General features: G+C 59.9%; 12 protein-coding genes and 1 pseudogene. 10 read left to right on the top strand and 3 right to left on the bottom strand.

Translation table 11 applies throughout. The annotated features are described in order from the left end of the window. The 3 genes and pseudogenes from ACTJK7_RS15570 to ACTJK7_RS15560 all read right to left on the bottom strand — a co-directional run. Positions 1-128, bottom strand: a pseudogene (locus tag ACTJK7_RS15570) (DUF6124 family protein); the annotation flags it as partial. A 520-nt stretch (positions 129-648) separates the two neighbouring features. Further along, on the bottom strand, positions 649-3,084 hold the full coding sequence (locus ACTJK7_RS15565; RefSeq protein WP_108560276.1) for an Ig-like domain-containing protein: 2,436 nt from the start codon (positions 3,082-3,084) through the stop codon (positions 649-651). 241 nt (positions 3,085-3,325) lie between these two features. Then, positions 3,326-3,685, bottom strand: a complete 360-nt coding sequence (locus ACTJK7_RS15560) for a DUF6124 family protein (RefSeq protein ID WP_108560277.1) — start codon at positions 3,683-3,685, stop codon at positions 3,326-3,328. A gap of 528 nt (positions 3,686-4,213) precedes the next feature. Here ACTJK7_RS15560 and ACTJK7_RS15555 point away from each other — a divergent pair. From ACTJK7_RS15555 to ACTJK7_RS15510, 10 genes are all read left to right on the top strand, one after another. Beyond that, complete coding sequence (locus ACTJK7_RS15555; protein ID WP_440780654.1) at positions 4,214-4,882, top strand: hypothetical protein; 669 nt, start codon at positions 4,214-4,216, stop codon at positions 4,880-4,882. A 186-nt stretch (positions 4,883-5,068) separates the two neighbouring features. Then, positions 5,069-7,198: a flagellar biosynthesis protein FlhA gene (gene flhA / locus ACTJK7_RS15550; RefSeq protein WP_064378626.1), complete on the top strand. Its 2,130-nt coding sequence runs from the start codon at positions 5,069-5,071 to the stop codon at positions 7,196-7,198. Between the two features lie 11 nt (positions 7,199-7,209). After that, a complete protein-coding gene (flhF, locus tag ACTJK7_RS15545) occupies positions 7,210-8,550 on the top strand; it encodes a flagellar biosynthesis protein FlhF (RefSeq protein ID WP_085655450.1) in 1,341 nt (446 codons plus the stop codon). A 113-nt stretch (positions 8,551-8,663) separates the two neighbouring features. After that, positions 8,664-9,494 carry a flagellar synthesis regulator FleN gene (gene fleN / locus ACTJK7_RS15540; RefSeq protein WP_003222917.1) on the top strand — a complete coding sequence of 277 codons (831 nt, stop codon included), beginning with the start codon at positions 8,664-8,666 and terminating at the stop codon, positions 9,492-9,494. Further along, positions 9,491-10,231, top strand: a complete 741-nt coding sequence (fliA, locus tag ACTJK7_RS15535) for an RNA polymerase sigma factor FliA (RefSeq protein WP_007951959.1) — start codon at positions 9,491-9,493, stop codon at positions 10,229-10,231. Before fleN ends, fliA begins: the two co-directional genes overlap by 4 nt. Positions 10,232-10,398: 167 nt before the next feature. Further along, on the top strand, positions 10,399-10,770 hold the full coding sequence (locus tag ACTJK7_RS15530; protein ID WP_064378627.1) for a chemotaxis response regulator CheY: 372 nt from the start codon (positions 10,399-10,401) through the stop codon (positions 10,768-10,770). Between the two features lie 17 nt (positions 10,771-10,787). Next, positions 10,788-11,576: a protein phosphatase CheZ gene (locus ACTJK7_RS15525; protein ID WP_108560282.1), complete on the top strand. Its 789-nt coding sequence runs from the start codon at positions 10,788-10,790 to the stop codon at positions 11,574-11,576. Between the two features lie 54 nt (positions 11,577-11,630). Then, positions 11,631-13,898, top strand: a complete 2,268-nt coding sequence (locus ACTJK7_RS15520) for a chemotaxis protein CheA (protein ID WP_064378629.1) — start codon at positions 11,631-11,633, stop codon at positions 13,896-13,898. A 49-nt stretch (positions 13,899-13,947) separates the two neighbouring features. Beyond that, positions 13,948-15,084 (top strand): protein-glutamate methylesterase/protein-glutamine glutaminase, encoded by a 1,137-nt coding sequence (locus tag ACTJK7_RS15515; protein WP_085655451.1) that lies wholly within the window; start codon positions 13,948-13,950, stop codon positions 15,082-15,084. After that, positions 15,084-15,824: a flagellar motor protein gene (locus ACTJK7_RS15510; RefSeq protein ID WP_064384022.1), complete on the top strand. Its 741-nt coding sequence runs from the start codon at positions 15,084-15,086 to the stop codon at positions 15,822-15,824. Before ACTJK7_RS15515 ends, ACTJK7_RS15510 begins: the two co-directional genes overlap by 1 nt. The last annotated feature ends 5 nt before the right edge of the window (positions 15,825-15,829 follow it).

Genomic DNA, 15,829 nt, shown 5'->3' with positions numbered 1-15,829 from the left:
GGCGTGGAGCCGGGCGGGCAGAGATAGTGATCCAGGGCGCGGTCGGCGGCTTCGTGAAGCTTTCTGGAATCGGCGGATTCGTAGGGCGAGGCGGGGTCGGTTACGGGTGGATTGGGTGTGGGTTTGATCATGGTGAAGCTCCTATAAAGTGGAGCCGCCCAGAACTGTCGCTAAACAGTAAGGTGGCGGCTGTACGCAGGTTAGCGAACCGGTTATAGGCACCCGGCAGACCCGAGGGTCTCCCGCATACAGCCACCATAGCGGAGTTGCAGACATTGAATCTGCGACAAGGCATCGAGCGCTGGTGCACCTATTTATGATTCGAGTCGCTAAACCCGATCGCTGATTCGTCAGCGACCGAACCACAATAGAACCCGACCCCAAGGCGCACAAGCCGGCGGATTCTGGCGTAGCTGTAGGCAATGGCGCAAGGATTCGTGGCCTGTAAGGCGTGTCTGAAGGTGTCTTTTAAACGTACGAGTTTAAAAGACATTTTGTGCTGATTTCTCGGGCGCCTTCGCGAGCAAACTCGCTCCCACCTTTGGAATGCATTTCCCTGTGGAAGCGACTTTGCTGGTAAATAAATACGTCCCCTTCTTTCTTATTTCCTTTGCGTCGAGCGCGCGTGCCGTTTGTTGCACGTCAAGCTCAGCCAGGCAGGAGACACCAGCCATGTGCCTGTGAGTTATTGCCAGTGAAACAGACGATGGACCATGCGTTCGGGTTATTGGTTGCGACCGCAAGGTATTGTCCGGCGCCACATCCATCATTACGACATAGCCAGCCGCCTGCGCTGGATACCAGTGGTCTGTATTTGATTTTCAGCACATCGATTGCTGCATTTGAAACAGGTGATCCGCCGATTGAATTCATCCAGTTGATAGCTGCGCTGATGCTGTAGGTATGTGTAGGGGTCATCACAAGGCGTAGAACATTTTGTACTTTGACGGGGAACGAAACTTCACGTTGAGTGCTGTTTTCTCGCACGGTAATAGTCGCATCGCCGTTTTTGAGACCGCTGACCAGCCCGACACCATTAACTGTCGCGACATCGGTAGCGTTGGAAAAATAGTAGTAGCCGCCATCTCCAGAAGTTGGAACCCGTGTTTGTGTCGTGCCGGGTGCAGGGGTTCCGGTCAGGGCAAGAAAGTCCGCGTTGACGTTCAGGCCATTAAGCTCCATGAGGGTGGGTTCTATGGTGAAAGGATGCAATGCCTTGACGGTATAAGTGCGCAATGGCAAGGCCACCGCCGTGTCGGCATCGACGATCCTATCCAGATTTACTTCTACCTTGGTCGTCAGTTCAGTCCCGTCTTTGAGGCCCTTAAGCCATTCAACCGGCGCCTCTACCGACAAACCATCCACTGAATCATTAAGTTCTCCCGACCTGACCTCCTTGCTGACTGGATTGCCGTTCTTGTCAAAGCCTGAACACCTCACCCAGATCGGCTGCCCAGGCTCGAACAGCGGCCACTTCGCTGCGAGAATCCGCGCATCTGTTGTGAGTTCTTGAACCTTCAGCTCTGAACTCGTATTGCCGGCGATATTGGGTGTCGGCAAGCGCGGATCATTCTCGGCGACAGGTCGGATGGTCAGCGCCAAATCAGTAGATTCGTCTTCGGGTTTTCCTCCGCGAACCAGTTCCCAGCGCAACTTCATGGTTGCCCCACGCCGTGCCACGAGAAACGCTGGGTCAAGTTTGAAGTTGGCGCGTTTGTTCTCGTTGAGTGTCAGTAATGGAAAGGGTTCTGTGCCGGGTAACGGGTTAACTTCCAGCAACCGAGCCTGGTCACCCGGCAACGCTGACAGGTGTTCGACGCGCACGGTGACTCCGTTTTCGTAGGACAGCACATCAATGGGGTTGGTCGCCGGTGCCACCAGTGTTGGCGGCTTCAGATTGACCGGGGCTGTCCCTGTTACTGTGGCATTCGCCAGTTTGGAAGTGCCCACCAGATCACCGTTCGGCTTGCGCAGTTCGTAAGTCACGATGACGTTGCTACCGGCAAAGATCTTGTTGTTCGGCACTTCAAGGATGCAGGGTTTTTTCTGCCCGAACGGATCCGCTTCGACTTTGCCGCTGACGGTAACCACCACATCAGCGGGTTGCCCCGTGTTTTTCGCTGTGTACGTTGCGATGACTTCATAGTCCGCGACAAAGCGCGGGTCTATCGTCAGGACCACCAGCAGCAATGGCTTGCCCGCCAGTTTCACCAGATCGATTTCCTCGGCGTCGTCGCCGGGATAATCCTCCATCCGCTCCAACAGGATCGCCATTGGCAGACGCGTACCATCCAGGTCCTCATCTACCGTCTGCACCGGCGACCACGGTGCATCGGTGTCCGGGCTGTTGCCGAGCTGATCGGTGATGGTGTAGGAGAAATGCAGTTTTTTGTCCTGACGTTTCGCCTTGTCCAGATAGGCCCGGGTGATGGTGAAGCAAATGGTAATGGGGATTTCGTCACCGGGATTCGGCGGTTGCGGCGCCTGATTCGGATCGACCTTGGGCTTGGGCTCCAGCAGTTCGCCATTGCACTTGAGGGTGATGAGGTCATACGCCCGGCAATATGGATAGGCCACACACACTTCGGCGCTGACGAAATCCGGGCCGACGCCGTTCTTGATCGCGTCAGGCAGAAGGAGCTTGAGTTCAGAGTGGCCACCGGGATCGGTCAGGCGATCCTTCAGGCCTGGACGGATGCGGTTGTAGAGGATTTCCAGCGGTGGTGTGGATGTGCCTCGATTGGCGCTGCCACGCCTGACGGTGTAGTACAGCATGTTGACCTTGTCCGGATGCAGGCGACCCTTGGGAATGCGCAACGTGGTGCGCACGTCCGGATCGACAATGGTTTCGCTGTCCAGTGCGGCCGTTTCATTCTCAAGCCAAAGCTCCATGACGTCGTCGGGATCCATGTTGCCCGCCAACGGTGGGTCGACGAGGACAACGGCGCCTTCACCGTCGGTGACCAGATCATAGGCCACCAGGGGCACGCCGATATGTGCACCTGCCACGGGCGTGGTCTGGCCGTTGACTATTGGCGGGCTAAGGACGAGAACGGTGTTGTCCGGTGGGGTTGAGGTGGTCATGGATGAGGCTCCTGCGCGGCGGGAACGGGCAGGGTTATCAGAGCGCTTAATTGCAGATTGCGCACCTGTCAGATCTGGCAGGTGTCGACGGTTTAACGACTAGTGGTCGTGTACTGTATAAAAAAACCGCCGTCCCGGTTGATTCGGAACGGCGGTTCTTTTTGTCTGGAAAGATGTGTTGCCTGTAAGTCAGCCTTCGTGAGCAAGCTCACTCCCACAGGGGGGCATCAGTGGCTACGTGTTAATTCGGTATTTCCAGATTGTCCAGCACCCGATTCACCGCCAGTTCGCCGAGCATGATCAGTTGCCCAATGCCGATCAGCGTCCTGCGCTGCGAGGCGGGCATGAGGTGGGTGAAGTCATTGACGATGGTCCTGGCTGAGGCCAGCGTTTCGCAGGCATCGGCCAGCAGCTCTTCATTTTTGAAGTCCGCGGTGACGGCGTACATTCTGCGGTTTTTGCGCGGTGGTGGCGTGGAGCCGGGCGGGCAGAGATAGTGATCCAGGGCGCGGTCGGCGGCTTCGTGAAGCTTTCTGGAATCGGCGGATTCGTAGGGCGAGGCGGGGTCGGTTACGGGTGGGTTGGGTGTTGGTTTGATCATGGTGAAGCTCCGTGGTTGATTTAGCCGCCACGGCTCATCGCTAAACAAGTAAAGGTGGCGGCTGTACGCAGGTTAGCGATCCGGGCCACAGGAACCCCGGGTAGACCCTAAGGTCTCCCGCGCACAGCCACCATGACGCCAATTGTAGGAAGGAAAAACCTGCAATCGAGACTGGGCATGTTGTGTCTGTAAAGTGCCGGATCGCTAAACCCGATCGCTGATTCGTCAGCGACCGATCCACAATAGAACCCGACCCCACAGCGCACAAGCCGGCGGATTCTGGCGTAGCCGTAGGCAACGGCGCAAGGATTCGTAGCCTGTAAGGCGTGTCTGAAGGTGTCTTTTAAACACCGCAGTTTAAGGGGCGCTTGGTGCCGCCGGTCTGAAAAGACCCTCCACCTGTTAGTTCTGACAGTAGACGCGTGTTGTTTCCTGGCGCCTCATAAACCCGCAATTCACGCCGTTGCCTATTCGCACTCTGCGAGCGCAGTGGTTGATAACTCATTCACTGGAAATTCGGGGTAGAACATGACAAGGCGCGTTTACCGAAAACTGCCGGGCATGGAGATGGAGTTCGTTTCAGGGAAGCTGGAAAGGGACGCAGGCGAGCGCGCCATCTTCTATGAGGTGACGTTCAACCTGAAACTGGACTTTCTCAACTTTCTGGTCATGGCCAATCAGTTCATTCCGAGTTATCTGGATAATCCCATCAATGCGATCCGGCCTGAACTGGCCGGGTTTGCGTATCACTACTCCTACAACTACTTCTTTGGCGCAGCCGGTAATATCCGCGATAACCCGTCGTTGTTCGCTCTCTTCACCGACCGTGGTTATTACATGGACCAGTGGGCGAGTGATGGCGGGCCTGTAGAGCAACGATATGGAAAACCCTCGTTCACGGTAGTCGGCAACCAATTGCGCATCACAACGCGGCAGTACTTTCGGCTGGATGCGGGGGCTCCTGCGATTGAAATCAGCGACCTGCCATTCATGCGTCTCGACTGGTCATTGAATCTGATGGAAGGTCATGCGAAGTCCACTAATGTCGCGCCTGTCACCATGGTGGTACTGATGTATACGGAGGAAGACTTTGTCGATGTCGGTGGTCACTTCGTGTTCAGGGGCACGCGCTATCTGGATAATGCAGCCCTCTCTTTCGGTCCGATCACTTCGGCGCACGTTCTGGTAGCCAGTTGACTATCGGGGTTTCATCTCAGTGAACATCGCTGAGCAGGGGCGGGCGCACGACGTGCGTGCCGCCCCTTTGTGCATTCATCACCCCTCTGTTTCACGCCTTGGCAAAAGTTGGAAGGCTTCTTGCAATAGCCGCCCTGCGCCCGCTCTGGGCGTCAAAAGTTTGCTTTAAAGGAACGGGGAAAACCGGTGGATCGCTCTCAGTTATTCAACACTGCTCGCTCGAATGTTGCCGACCTCAGTCGAGGCAATCTGGGTGTGCCGCTGTTGCTGCTGGTCATGCTGGCGATGATGATGTTGCCGGTGCCGCCGTTCCTGCTCGACGTGTTCTTCACCTTCAACATTGCCCTGTCGATCGTCGTGCTGCTGGTCTGCGTGTACGCCTTGCGGCCGCTGGATTTTGCGGTGTTCCCGACGATCCTGCTGGTGGCGACGCTGTTGCGACTGGCGCTGAACGTGGCGTCGACGCGGGTGGTGATGCTCCACGGTCAGGACGGCCACGCCGCCGCCGGTAAGGTGATCCAGGCCTTCGGTGAGGTGGTGATCGGCGGTAACTACGTGGTTGGTATCGTGGTCTTCGCGATCCTGATGATCATCAACTTCGTCGTGGTGACCAAGGGTGCGGGCCGGATCTCCGAGGTGAGCGCGCGTTTCACCCTCGATGCGATGCCGGGCAAGCAAATGGCAATCGACGCCGACCTCAACGCCGGTCTGATCGATCAGGCGCAGGCCAAGGCGCGCCGTCAGGAAGTGGCCCAGGAGGCAGAGTTCTACGGCTCGATGGACGGTGCCAGCAAGTTCGTCCGTGGTGACGCCATCGCTGGTTTGCTGATTCTGTTCATCAACCTGATCGGCGGCATGGCCGTCGGTATCTTCCAGCACAACATGACCTTCGCCGACGCCGGCAAGGTTTACGCCTTGCTGACCATCGGTGACGGTTTAGTGGCGCAATTGCCATCACTGTTGTTATCTACAGCGGCGGCGATCATGGTGACCCGTGCTTCCGGCTCGGAAGACATGGGCAAGCAGATCAATCGGCAGATGTTCGCCTCGCCGAAAGCGCTGGCCGTCGCCGCCGGTCTGATGGCGGTCATGGGCCTGGTGCCGGGCATGCCGCACTTCTCGTTCCTGACCATGGCTGCCCTGGCGGCTGGTGGCGCTTACCTGTTCTGGAAGAAGCAGAACGTGGCCAAGGTCATCGCGCTGGAAGAGGTCAAGCGTCAACAGGAGCTGCTGCCGTCGCCGGCCCGCGCCATGGAAACCAAGGAGCTGGGCTGGGACGACGTGACCCCGATCGACATGATCGGCCTGGAAGTCGGCTACCGCCTGATTCCGCTGGTGGACCGCAACCAGGGCGGGCAATTGCTGGCGCGGATCAAGGGCGTGCGCAAGAAGCTCTCGCAGGATCTGGGCTTTCTGATGCCGACCGTGCACATCCGCGACAACCTCGACCTGGCGCCGAGTGCCTACCGCCTGACCCTGATGGGCGTGATCCTGGCCGAAGCCGAGATCTACCCGGATCGCGAACTGGCGATCAACCCGGGGCAGGTCTACGGCTCGCTCAACGGCATTACCGCCAAAGATCCGGCTTTCGGCCTGGAGGCGGTGTGGATCGAAGTCAGCCAGCGCGCCCAGGCGCAATCGCTCGGTTACACCGTGGTCGATGCCAGCACCGTGGTTGCGACCCACTTGAACCAGATTCTGTACAAGCACTCCAGCGAGCTGATCGGTCACGAAGAAGTGCAGCAATTGATGCAATTGCTGGCCAAGAGCTCGCCGAAACTGGCCGAAGAGCTGGTGCCGGGCGTGGTCACGCTGTCGCAGTTGCTCAAAGTATTGCAGGCGTTGCTGGCCGAACACGTGCCGGTGCGCGATATCCGCAGCATTGCCGAAGCCATCGCCAACAATGCCGCCAAGAGTCAAGATACCGCCGCTTTGGTGGCCGCTGTGCGGGTCGGCGTATCCCGCGCCATCGTCCAAAGCATTGTAGGGACTGAGTCGGAGCTGCCAGTTATCACGCTGGAGCCAAGGTTGGAACAAATATTGCTCAATAGTCTGCAGAAGGCAGGACAAGGCTCGGAAGAGGGCGTTCTGCTGGAGCCGAGCATGGCCGAGAAGCTGCAGCGTTCGCTGATCGAAGCGGCGCAGCGCCAGGAAATGCAAGGTCAGCCGGTGATCCTGTTGGTAGCAGGCCCGGTTCGCGCGATGCTCTCGCGCTTTGGTCGCCTGGCAGTTCCCGGACTGCATGTGCTGGCCTACCAGGAAATTCCGGACAACAAGCAAGTGACCATCGTTGCGACAGTAGGGCCCAACGGCTGAGGTAGTGGTTTATGCAAGTTAAGCGTTTTTTCGCCGCCGATATGCGTCAGGCCATGAAGCTGGTTCGTGATGAGCTGGGTGCTGATGCCGCCATCATTGGCAACCGCCGCATCGCCGGCGGCGTCGAGCTGACCGCGGCGCTCGATTACAAACTGTCTGCGCTGGCCCCGCGCGTTCCGAACATGGAACTCGAGGATGAGCTGCGCAAGACCCAGTCGCGCATCGTCACCGCCCAGGCCGAGCTGAGCCTGCGTGGCGAAGCCGACGGCAACACCAATCGCCAGTTGTTCGCCGGGCTGCCGTTGACGGCGGGCCTGCCGCTGACCGCTGCCGAACCGCTGACCGAACCGACCTACGAAGCTCCGGCTCGTCCGGCACCAGCGCCTGCAGCGGTTTCCGCTGGCGTCGATCCGCGTGCACTGGACTCGATGCGTTTCGAACTCAACAGCCTGCGCGAACTGATGGAAGTGCAACTCGGCACCCTGGCCTGGAACCAGCTGCAAGGCAGCCGTCCGGCCCAGGCCAATCTGTACCGTCGTCTGCAACGCATCGGTCTGTCCGGCCCGCTGTCCCGTGATCTGCTGTCGATGATCACCGAGATCGACGAGCCTCGTCAGGCCTGGCGCATGCTGCTGGCGCACCTGGCGCGGATGATTACCGTGCCGGAAGTCGAGCCGCTGGAAGAGGGCGGGGTGATTGCGATGGTCGGCCCGGCCGGCATGGGCAAGACCACCACCCTGGCCAAACTGGCCGCCCGCTACGTGCTCAAGTACGGCGCGCAGAACATCGCGCTGGTGAGCATGGACAGTTTCCGTATCGGCGCGCAGGAGCAACTCAAGACGCTGGGCCGCATCCTCAATGTGTCGGTGACCCACGTCGATCCGGGCCAGTCCCTGGTGCAGGCGCTGGATCCACTGCTGCGCAAACGCGTGGTGCTGATCGACACCGCCGGCCTGCAAGCCAGCGATCCGGCCCTGCGCATGCAGCTGGAAAGTCTGGCCGGTCGTGGAATTCGGTCAAAAAATTATCTGGTTCTGGCAACCACCAGCCAAAAACAGGTTCTAACCGCCGCTTATCACAGTTACAAGCGTTGCGGGCTTGCCGGCTGCATCCTGACTAAACTGGATGAGACGGCCAGTCTGGGCGAAGTGTTGAGCCTGGCGATCAGTCACGAACTGCCGGTTGCCTACCTGACCGATGGCCCACGGATTCCGGATGATCTGCATCTGCCGCGGCGTCATCAACTGGTCAGTCGCGCCGTCAGCGTGCAAATGCAGGAAGAACCCAGCGAAGAAGCCATGGCTGACATGTTCGCTGATATCTACCACAGTCCGACCAAGCAGGTTGGCTGAGGTAATGAACAGTTTTCGTACCTACATCGATGGCCTGCCACGCATTGTTCCGGTTGTGAACGCGCAGCCAGTAATGTGGCCTCCGTCTATGCAAGACAAGGTAAAGAAATAACATGGGCAGCATGCATCCCGTACAGGTGATCGCGGTGACCGGCGGCAAAGGTGGCGTCGGCAAGACTAATGTGTCAGTGAACTTGTCCCTGGCCCTGGCAGAGCTTGGCCGTCGGGTCATGCTGCTGGACGCCGACCTGGGGCTGGCGAACGTCGACGTTCTGCTGGGCCTCACACCCAAACGCACCCTGGCCGACGTGATCGAAGGCCGCTGCGAGCTGCGCGACGTGCTGTTGCAGGGCCCCGGCGGGATCCGCATCGTGCCGGCCGCTTCCGGCACCCAGAGCATGGTTCACCTGAGCCCGGCCCAGCATGCCGGCCTGATTCAGGCGTTCAGCGACATCGGCGACAATCTCGACGTGCTGGTGATCGACACCGCTGCGGGTATTGGTGACTCGGTAGTCAGTTTTGTTCGCGCAGCGCAAGAAGTGTTGCTGGTGGTCTGCGACGAGCCGACCTCGATCACCGACGCCTACGCGCTGATCAAGCTGCTCAACCGCGATTACGGCATGAACCGCTTCCGCGTCCTGGCCAACATGGCTCAGAGCCCGCAGGAAGGTCGCAATCTGTTCGCCAAGTTGACCAAGGTCACGGATCGCTTCCTCGACGTCGCCCTACAATACGTCGGCGCGGTGCCCTACGACGAAAGCGTGCGCAAGGCGGTGCAGAAGCAGCGTGCGGTCTATGAAGCCTTCCCGCGTTCCAAGTGCGCACTGGCGTTCAAGGCGATCGCACAGAAGGTCGACACCTGGCCGCTGCCCGCCAACCCGCGCGGCCACCTCGAATTTTTCGTCGAGCGCCTCGTGCAGCAAACGGCAGGACCTGTGCTATGACCGCCAGCGGTATGAACCTTTACAAAAAGTCGGCGCGTGACGCGCAGTACGAGTTGATCGAGCGTTACGCGCCACTGGTCAAACGCATCGCCTACCACTTGCTGGCGCGCTTGCCGGCCAGTGTGCAGGTCGAAGACTTGATCCAGGCCGGGATGATCGGCCTGCTCGAAGTCTCGACCAAGTATGACGCCAGCAAGGGTGCCAGTTTTGAAACGTACGCGGGCATCCGGATCCGCGGCGCGATGCTCGATGAAGTCCGAAAAGGGGACTGGGCTCCGCGCTCGGTTCACCGCAATACCCGTATGGTCAGCGACGCGATTCGCTCGATTGAAGCTAAAACCGGCCGTGACGCTAAAGATCATGAGGTTGCGGCCGAACTCCAATTGAGTCTCGACGATTACTACGGGATTTTGAACGACACCCTGGGCAGCCGCCTGTTCAGTTTCGACGACCTGTTGCAGGACGGCGAACACGAAGGGCTGCACGAGGATGGCGCCAGTGCTCATCTGGAGCCGTCGCGCGATCTGGAAGACGAACGTTTCCAGGCCGCGCTGGCGGACGCGATTGCCAATTTGCCGGAGCGTGAGCGACTGGTGTTGGCGCTGTACTACGACGAAGAGCTGAACCTCAAGGAGATCGGTGAAGTCCTTGGCGTCAGTGAATCGCGGGTCAGCCAGTTACACAGCCAGTGCGCGGCCCGCTTGCGGGGGCGTTTGGGGGAGTGGCGAGCGCGCTGAAGGCAGTGTGGGGACACTGCGAACGAGGCTGGTGCGGTGGTGAACGGCACCGGTCTTGCTCTGTTGTGCTCCAGACAGTCATCGAGTGTTTTGCCGGATTGATTGAAATGGCGCGTCCAGGTGCTGGGCGCGTTTAAGACTGCTTGGAGGTCGAATTGAACAAAGACATGAAAATCCTCATCGTTGATGACTTCTCAACGATGCGGCGGATCATCAAGAACCTGTTGCGTGATCTCGGGTTCACCAACACCGTTGAAGCCGACGATGGCGTCACTGCCATTCCGGTGCTCAACAGCGGCAGCATCGACTTTCTGGTGACCGACTGGAACATGCCCGGCATGACCGGCATCGATCTGCTGCGCCACGTGCGCGCCGATGAAAAGCTCAAGCACCTGCCGGTGCTGATGGTGACTGCTGAAGCCAAGCGCGAGCAGATCATCGAAGCGGCCCAGGCCGGCGTTAACGGCTACGTGGTCAAACCTTTCACGGCTCAGGCGCTGAAAGAAAAAATCGAGAAGATTTTCGAACGCATCGGCTGATGACGCGCGGGGGAGCTATGGAGCATAACGAATCTTCATTGGGCGATTTCGAGTCGACCCTGAAAAAACACGCAGTCGAACTGGTCGAAAGCCTTGAAAAAGGCAAGTTCGGCGACGCCGTGCAACTGATCCATGAGCTCAATCAGACCCGTGACCGTGGCCTGTACCAGGAAGTGGGCAAGCTCACGCGTGAACTGCACAGTGCGATCGTCAACTTCCAGATCGATCCGCACATGCCGCAGGCCGAGGAAGTGTCGCAAATCACCGACGCTACCGAGCGCCTGGGCTACGTGGTCAAACTGACCGAAGCTGCCGCCAACCGCACCATGGATCTGGTGGAAAGCGCGACCCCTGTGGTCAATGGCCTGGCTGACGAAGCCCAGGCCTTGAGCGCCGATTGGGGCCGCTTCATGCGCCGTGAGGTCGGGGCTGAGGAGTTCCGTGAGCTGGCGCGTCGGGTCGACGGTTTTCTGGCACGCAGCAGCGCGGACAATCGCGCGGTGTCGAGCAATCTTAACGACATTCTGCTCGCCCAGGATTACCAGGATCTCACCGGCCAGGTGATCAAGCGCGTTACCCAGTTGGTCACCGAAGTCGAAAGCAACCTGCTCAAACTCGTGCTCATGGCCAGCCAGGTGGACCGCTTTGCGGGCATCGAACATGACCGTGCGGCGATGCTTGCTGAAAAAGATCCACAAAAACATCTCTCGCAGGGTGAAGGTCCGCAGATTCATGCCGATAAACGAGAAGACGTTGTGTCCGGTCAGGACGATGTGGACGATTTGTTATCCAGCCTTGGATTCTAGAGTTTTGGAATTATAGGTTTTTTGGGTTTTTAGACCTGTAGGAGCACCCCATTAATGAGCTTCGGCGCCGATGAAGAGATCCTTCAGGATTTCCTGGTTGAGGCCGGCGAGATTCTTGAGCAACTGTCCGAACAACTGGTCGAGCTGGAAAGCCGCCCGGATGACGCAGATCTGCTCAACGCAATTTTTCGCGGTTTCCACACTGTAAAAGGGGGCGCCGGCTTCCTTCAGCTCAACGAGCTGGTGGAGTGCTGTCACATCGCCGAAAACGTGTTCGACATCCTGCGCAAGGGCGAACGACGCGTAGATGCAGAACTGATGGACGTGGTGCTCGAAGCGCTGGACGCGGTGAACAGCATGTTCAGCGAAGTCCGCGATCGCAGCCCGATCACTGCCGCCACCCCGGAACTGCTGGCCGCCCTGGCGCGTCTGGCCGAACCGCAATCGGCGGATGAAGTTCCGGCTTCGCCCGTTGCCGAGATGATCGAAGAACTGGTCGTCGAAGGCGATTCGGGTGACATCACCGATAACGAATTTGAACAGTTGCTGGACTCGCTGAACGCCGTCAAGGCCGAAGCCGAAGCCCCGGCGGCTGCCGCTGCACCTGCTTCCACCGAAGCGGCCAGCGATGAAATCACCGACGCCGAGTTCGAGTCGCTGCTCGATCAGTTGCACGGCAAGGGCCAGTTCGCGGCCGACGCCGTGGCTCCGGCTGCTGCGGCACCTGCTGCTCCGGCGGCGGGCGACAGCTCGGACATCACCGACGACGAATTCGAAGCCTTGCTCGATCAGTTGCACGGCAAGGGCAACTTTGCCGTCGATGCGCTGGAGTCGGCGATTGCTGCGGTTCCTGCGACGGCTGCTCCGGCAGCCGCTGCGGCCGGTAGCGATCTGATCACCGACCACGAGTTCGAATCGCTGCTCGACGATCTGCATGGCAAAGGCAAGTTCACTGACGTCGCCACCGGTGCCGTCGTGACTGCCGGCAATGCTTCGGCGGTTGCAGCGCCTGCCGCCAAGGCCCCGGCTGCTGCGGCAAAACCTGCTGCAAAAACACCTGAGCCGAAAGCTGAACCGGCCAAGCCGGCCGCTGCGGCACCGGCTCCGGCCCGTGCACCGGCGACGCCTCCACCGGAAAAACCGACGACTGAAGCCGAGACCACCGTGCGTGTGGACACCGCACGTCTCGACGAAATCATGAACATGGTCGGCGAGCTGGTGCTGGTGCGTAACCGTCTGGTGCGCCTGGGCCTGAACAGCGGTGACGAGTCGATGCAGAAGGCCGTGTCGAACCTCGACGTGGTCACCGCCGACTTGCAGACCGCGGTGATGAAGACCCGGATGCAGCCGATCAAGAAAGTCTTCGGCCGCTTCCCGCGTCTGGTTCGCGATCTGGCACGCCAGCTCAAGAAAGAGATCAACCTGGAACTGGTGGGCGAAGAGACCGACCTCGACAAGAACCTCGTCGAGGCATTGGCCGACCCGCTGGTCCACTTGGTGCGCAACGCCGTCGACCACGGCATCGAGTCGCCGGAAGAACGCGAAGCCTCGGGCAAGGCCCGTGGCGGCAAGGTGATCCTGGCGGCAGAGCAGGAAGGCGACCACATCCTGCTGTCGATCTCCGACGACGGCAAGGGCATGGACCCGAACGTCCTGCGCGCCATCGCCGTGAAACGCGGTGTGATGGACAAGGATGCCGCCGATCGCCTGAGCGACACCGAGTGCTACAACCTGATTTTCGCCCCGGGTTTCTCGACCAAGACCGAGATCTCCGATGTGTCCGGCCGCGGTGTGGGCATGGACGTGGTGAAGACCAAGATTTCCCAGCTCAACGGTTCGATCAACATCTACTCGACCAAGGGCCAGGGCTCGAAGATCGTCATCAAGGTGCCGCTGACGCTGGCGATCATGCCGACCCTGATGGTGATGCTCGGCAACCAGGCATTCGCGTTCCCGCTGGTGAACGTCAACGAAATCTTCCACCTCGACCTGTCGACCACCAACGTGGTGGATGGCCAGGAAGTGGTGATCGTGCGGGACAAGGCGCTGCCATTGTTCTACCTCAAGCGCTGGCTGGTCAGCTCCGCCGCTCACGAAGAGCAGCGCGAAGGCCATGTGGTGATCCTTTCGGTGGGCACCCAGCGGATCGGCTTCGTCGTCGATCAACTGGTCGGCCAGGAAGAAGTGGTCATCAAGCCATTGGGCAAGATGCTCCAGGGAACTCCGGGCATGTCCGGCGCCACCATCACCGGTGACGGCCGCATTGCACTGATTCTCGATGTTCCGAGCATGCTCAAGCGTTACGCCGCACGGCGTATTTGAATCCGGGGCGGCGGGGCGACAACGTCCCGCCGCACCTAATGGAGTGTTTATGGCAGTCAAAGTCCTGGTGGTGGACGATTCGGGTTTTTTCCGCCGCCGCGTCTCGGAAATTCTTTCAGCGGATCCGAGCATCCAGGTTGTCGGCACGGCAACCAACGGTAAAGAGGCGATCGATCAGGCACTGGCCCTCAAGCCGGACGTGATCACCATGGACTACGAGATGCCGATGATGGATGGCATCACGGCCGTGCGGCACATCATGCAGCGCTGCCCGACCCCGGTGTTGATGTTCTCCTCGCTGACACACGAAGGCGCCCGGGTCACCCTGGATGCGCTGGATGCCGGCGCGGTGGATTTCCTGCCGAAGAATTTCGAAGACATCTCCCGCAATCCGGAGAAGGTCAAGCAACTGCTGTGCGAGAAGGTGCACAGCATCTCGCGCAGTAACCGTCGTTTCAGTGCCTACAGTGCGCCGGCGCCTGCCGCTGCACCTGCGCCTGCGCCGACTCCGGCAGCGGCGCCGTCGAGCTTTGGCAGCCACAGCGCTCCGGCCCGTCCGGCACCTGCGCCTGCACCGACTCGCGCGCCAGCGGCCAGCGCTTCGTCGCCGGCCCCGAAACGCAAGAACTACAAGCTCGTGGCGATTGGCACATCGACCGGCGGCCCGGTAGCCCTGCAACGGGTCCTGACCCAGTTGCCGGCCAGCTTCCCGGCACCGATCGTGCTGATCCAGCACATGCCGGCGGCCTTCACCAAGGCCTTCGCCGAACGCCTGGACAAGCTGTGCCGCATCAGCGTCAAGGAAGCCGAGGATGGCGACATCCTGCGTCCGGGCCTGGCGCTGCTGGCGCCGGGTGGCAAGCAGATGATGATCGACGGCCGTGGCGCGGTGAAAATCCTGCCGGGCGACGAGCGTCTGAACTACAAGCCGTGCGTGGACATCACCTTCGGTTCTGCAGCCAAATCCTACAGTGACAAAGTTCTGGCGGTCGTACTGACCGGCATGGGCGCCGACGGCCGTGAAGGCGCACGCCTGCTCAAGCAGTGCGGCAGCACGGTCTGGGCTCAGGACGAAGCCAGTTGCGTGATCTACGGCATGCCGATGGCCATCGTCAAGGCTGACCTCGCCGACGCGGTGTACAGCCTGGACGATATCGGCAAGCACATCGTCGAGGCATGCGTCTGATGGATGTTCTAAGCCTTATCGGGATCATCATGGCGTTCGTCGCCATCATCGGCGGCAACTACCTGGAAGGTGGTCACCTCGGCGCGCTGGCCAACGGCCCGGCAGCGCTGATCGTGCTCGGTGGCACCATCGGTGCCGCGCTGCTGCAATCGCCGATGAGCGCGTTCAAGCGCGCCATGCAGATTCTGGCCTGGATCTTTTTCCCGCCGCGTGTGGACCTGGCCGGCGGCATCGACCGCGTAGTCAACTGGAGCCTCACCGCGCGCAAGGAAGGCCTGTTGGGTCTGGAAGGCGTGGCGGATGCCGAGCCTGATGCCTACTCGCGCAAGGGCCTGCAACTGCTGGTCGACGGCGCGGAGCCGGAAGCGATCCGCAGCATCCTCGAAGTGGATTTCTACACCCAGGAAGCCCGCGATGTCGAAGCGGCCAAAGTGTTTGAAAGCATGGGCGGCTACGCGCCGACCATCGGCATCATCGGTGCGGTGATGGGCCTGATCCATGTGATGGGCAACCTGGCCGATCCGTCGCAACTGGGCAACGGCATCGCCGTGGCATTCGTCGCCACCATCTATGGTGTGGCCAGTGCCAACCTGGTGCTGCTGCCGGTTGCCGCCAAACTGAAGTCAATCGCGTTGCGGCAATCGCGTTATCGCGAAATGTTGTTGGAAGGTATTTTGTCGATCGCTGAAGGTGAAAACCCACGCTCCATCGAGTTGAAGCTCCAGGGCTTCATGGATTAAGGGAC

It is taken from the genome of Pseudomonas sp. 22085 (assembly GCF_052045815.1).
In the GTDB taxonomy this organism is placed as follows: domain Bacteria; phylum Pseudomonadota; class Gammaproteobacteria; order Pseudomonadales; family Pseudomonadaceae; genus Aquipseudomonas; species Aquipseudomonas glycinae.
This window is presented reverse-complemented; position numbering and strand designations above follow the sequence as displayed.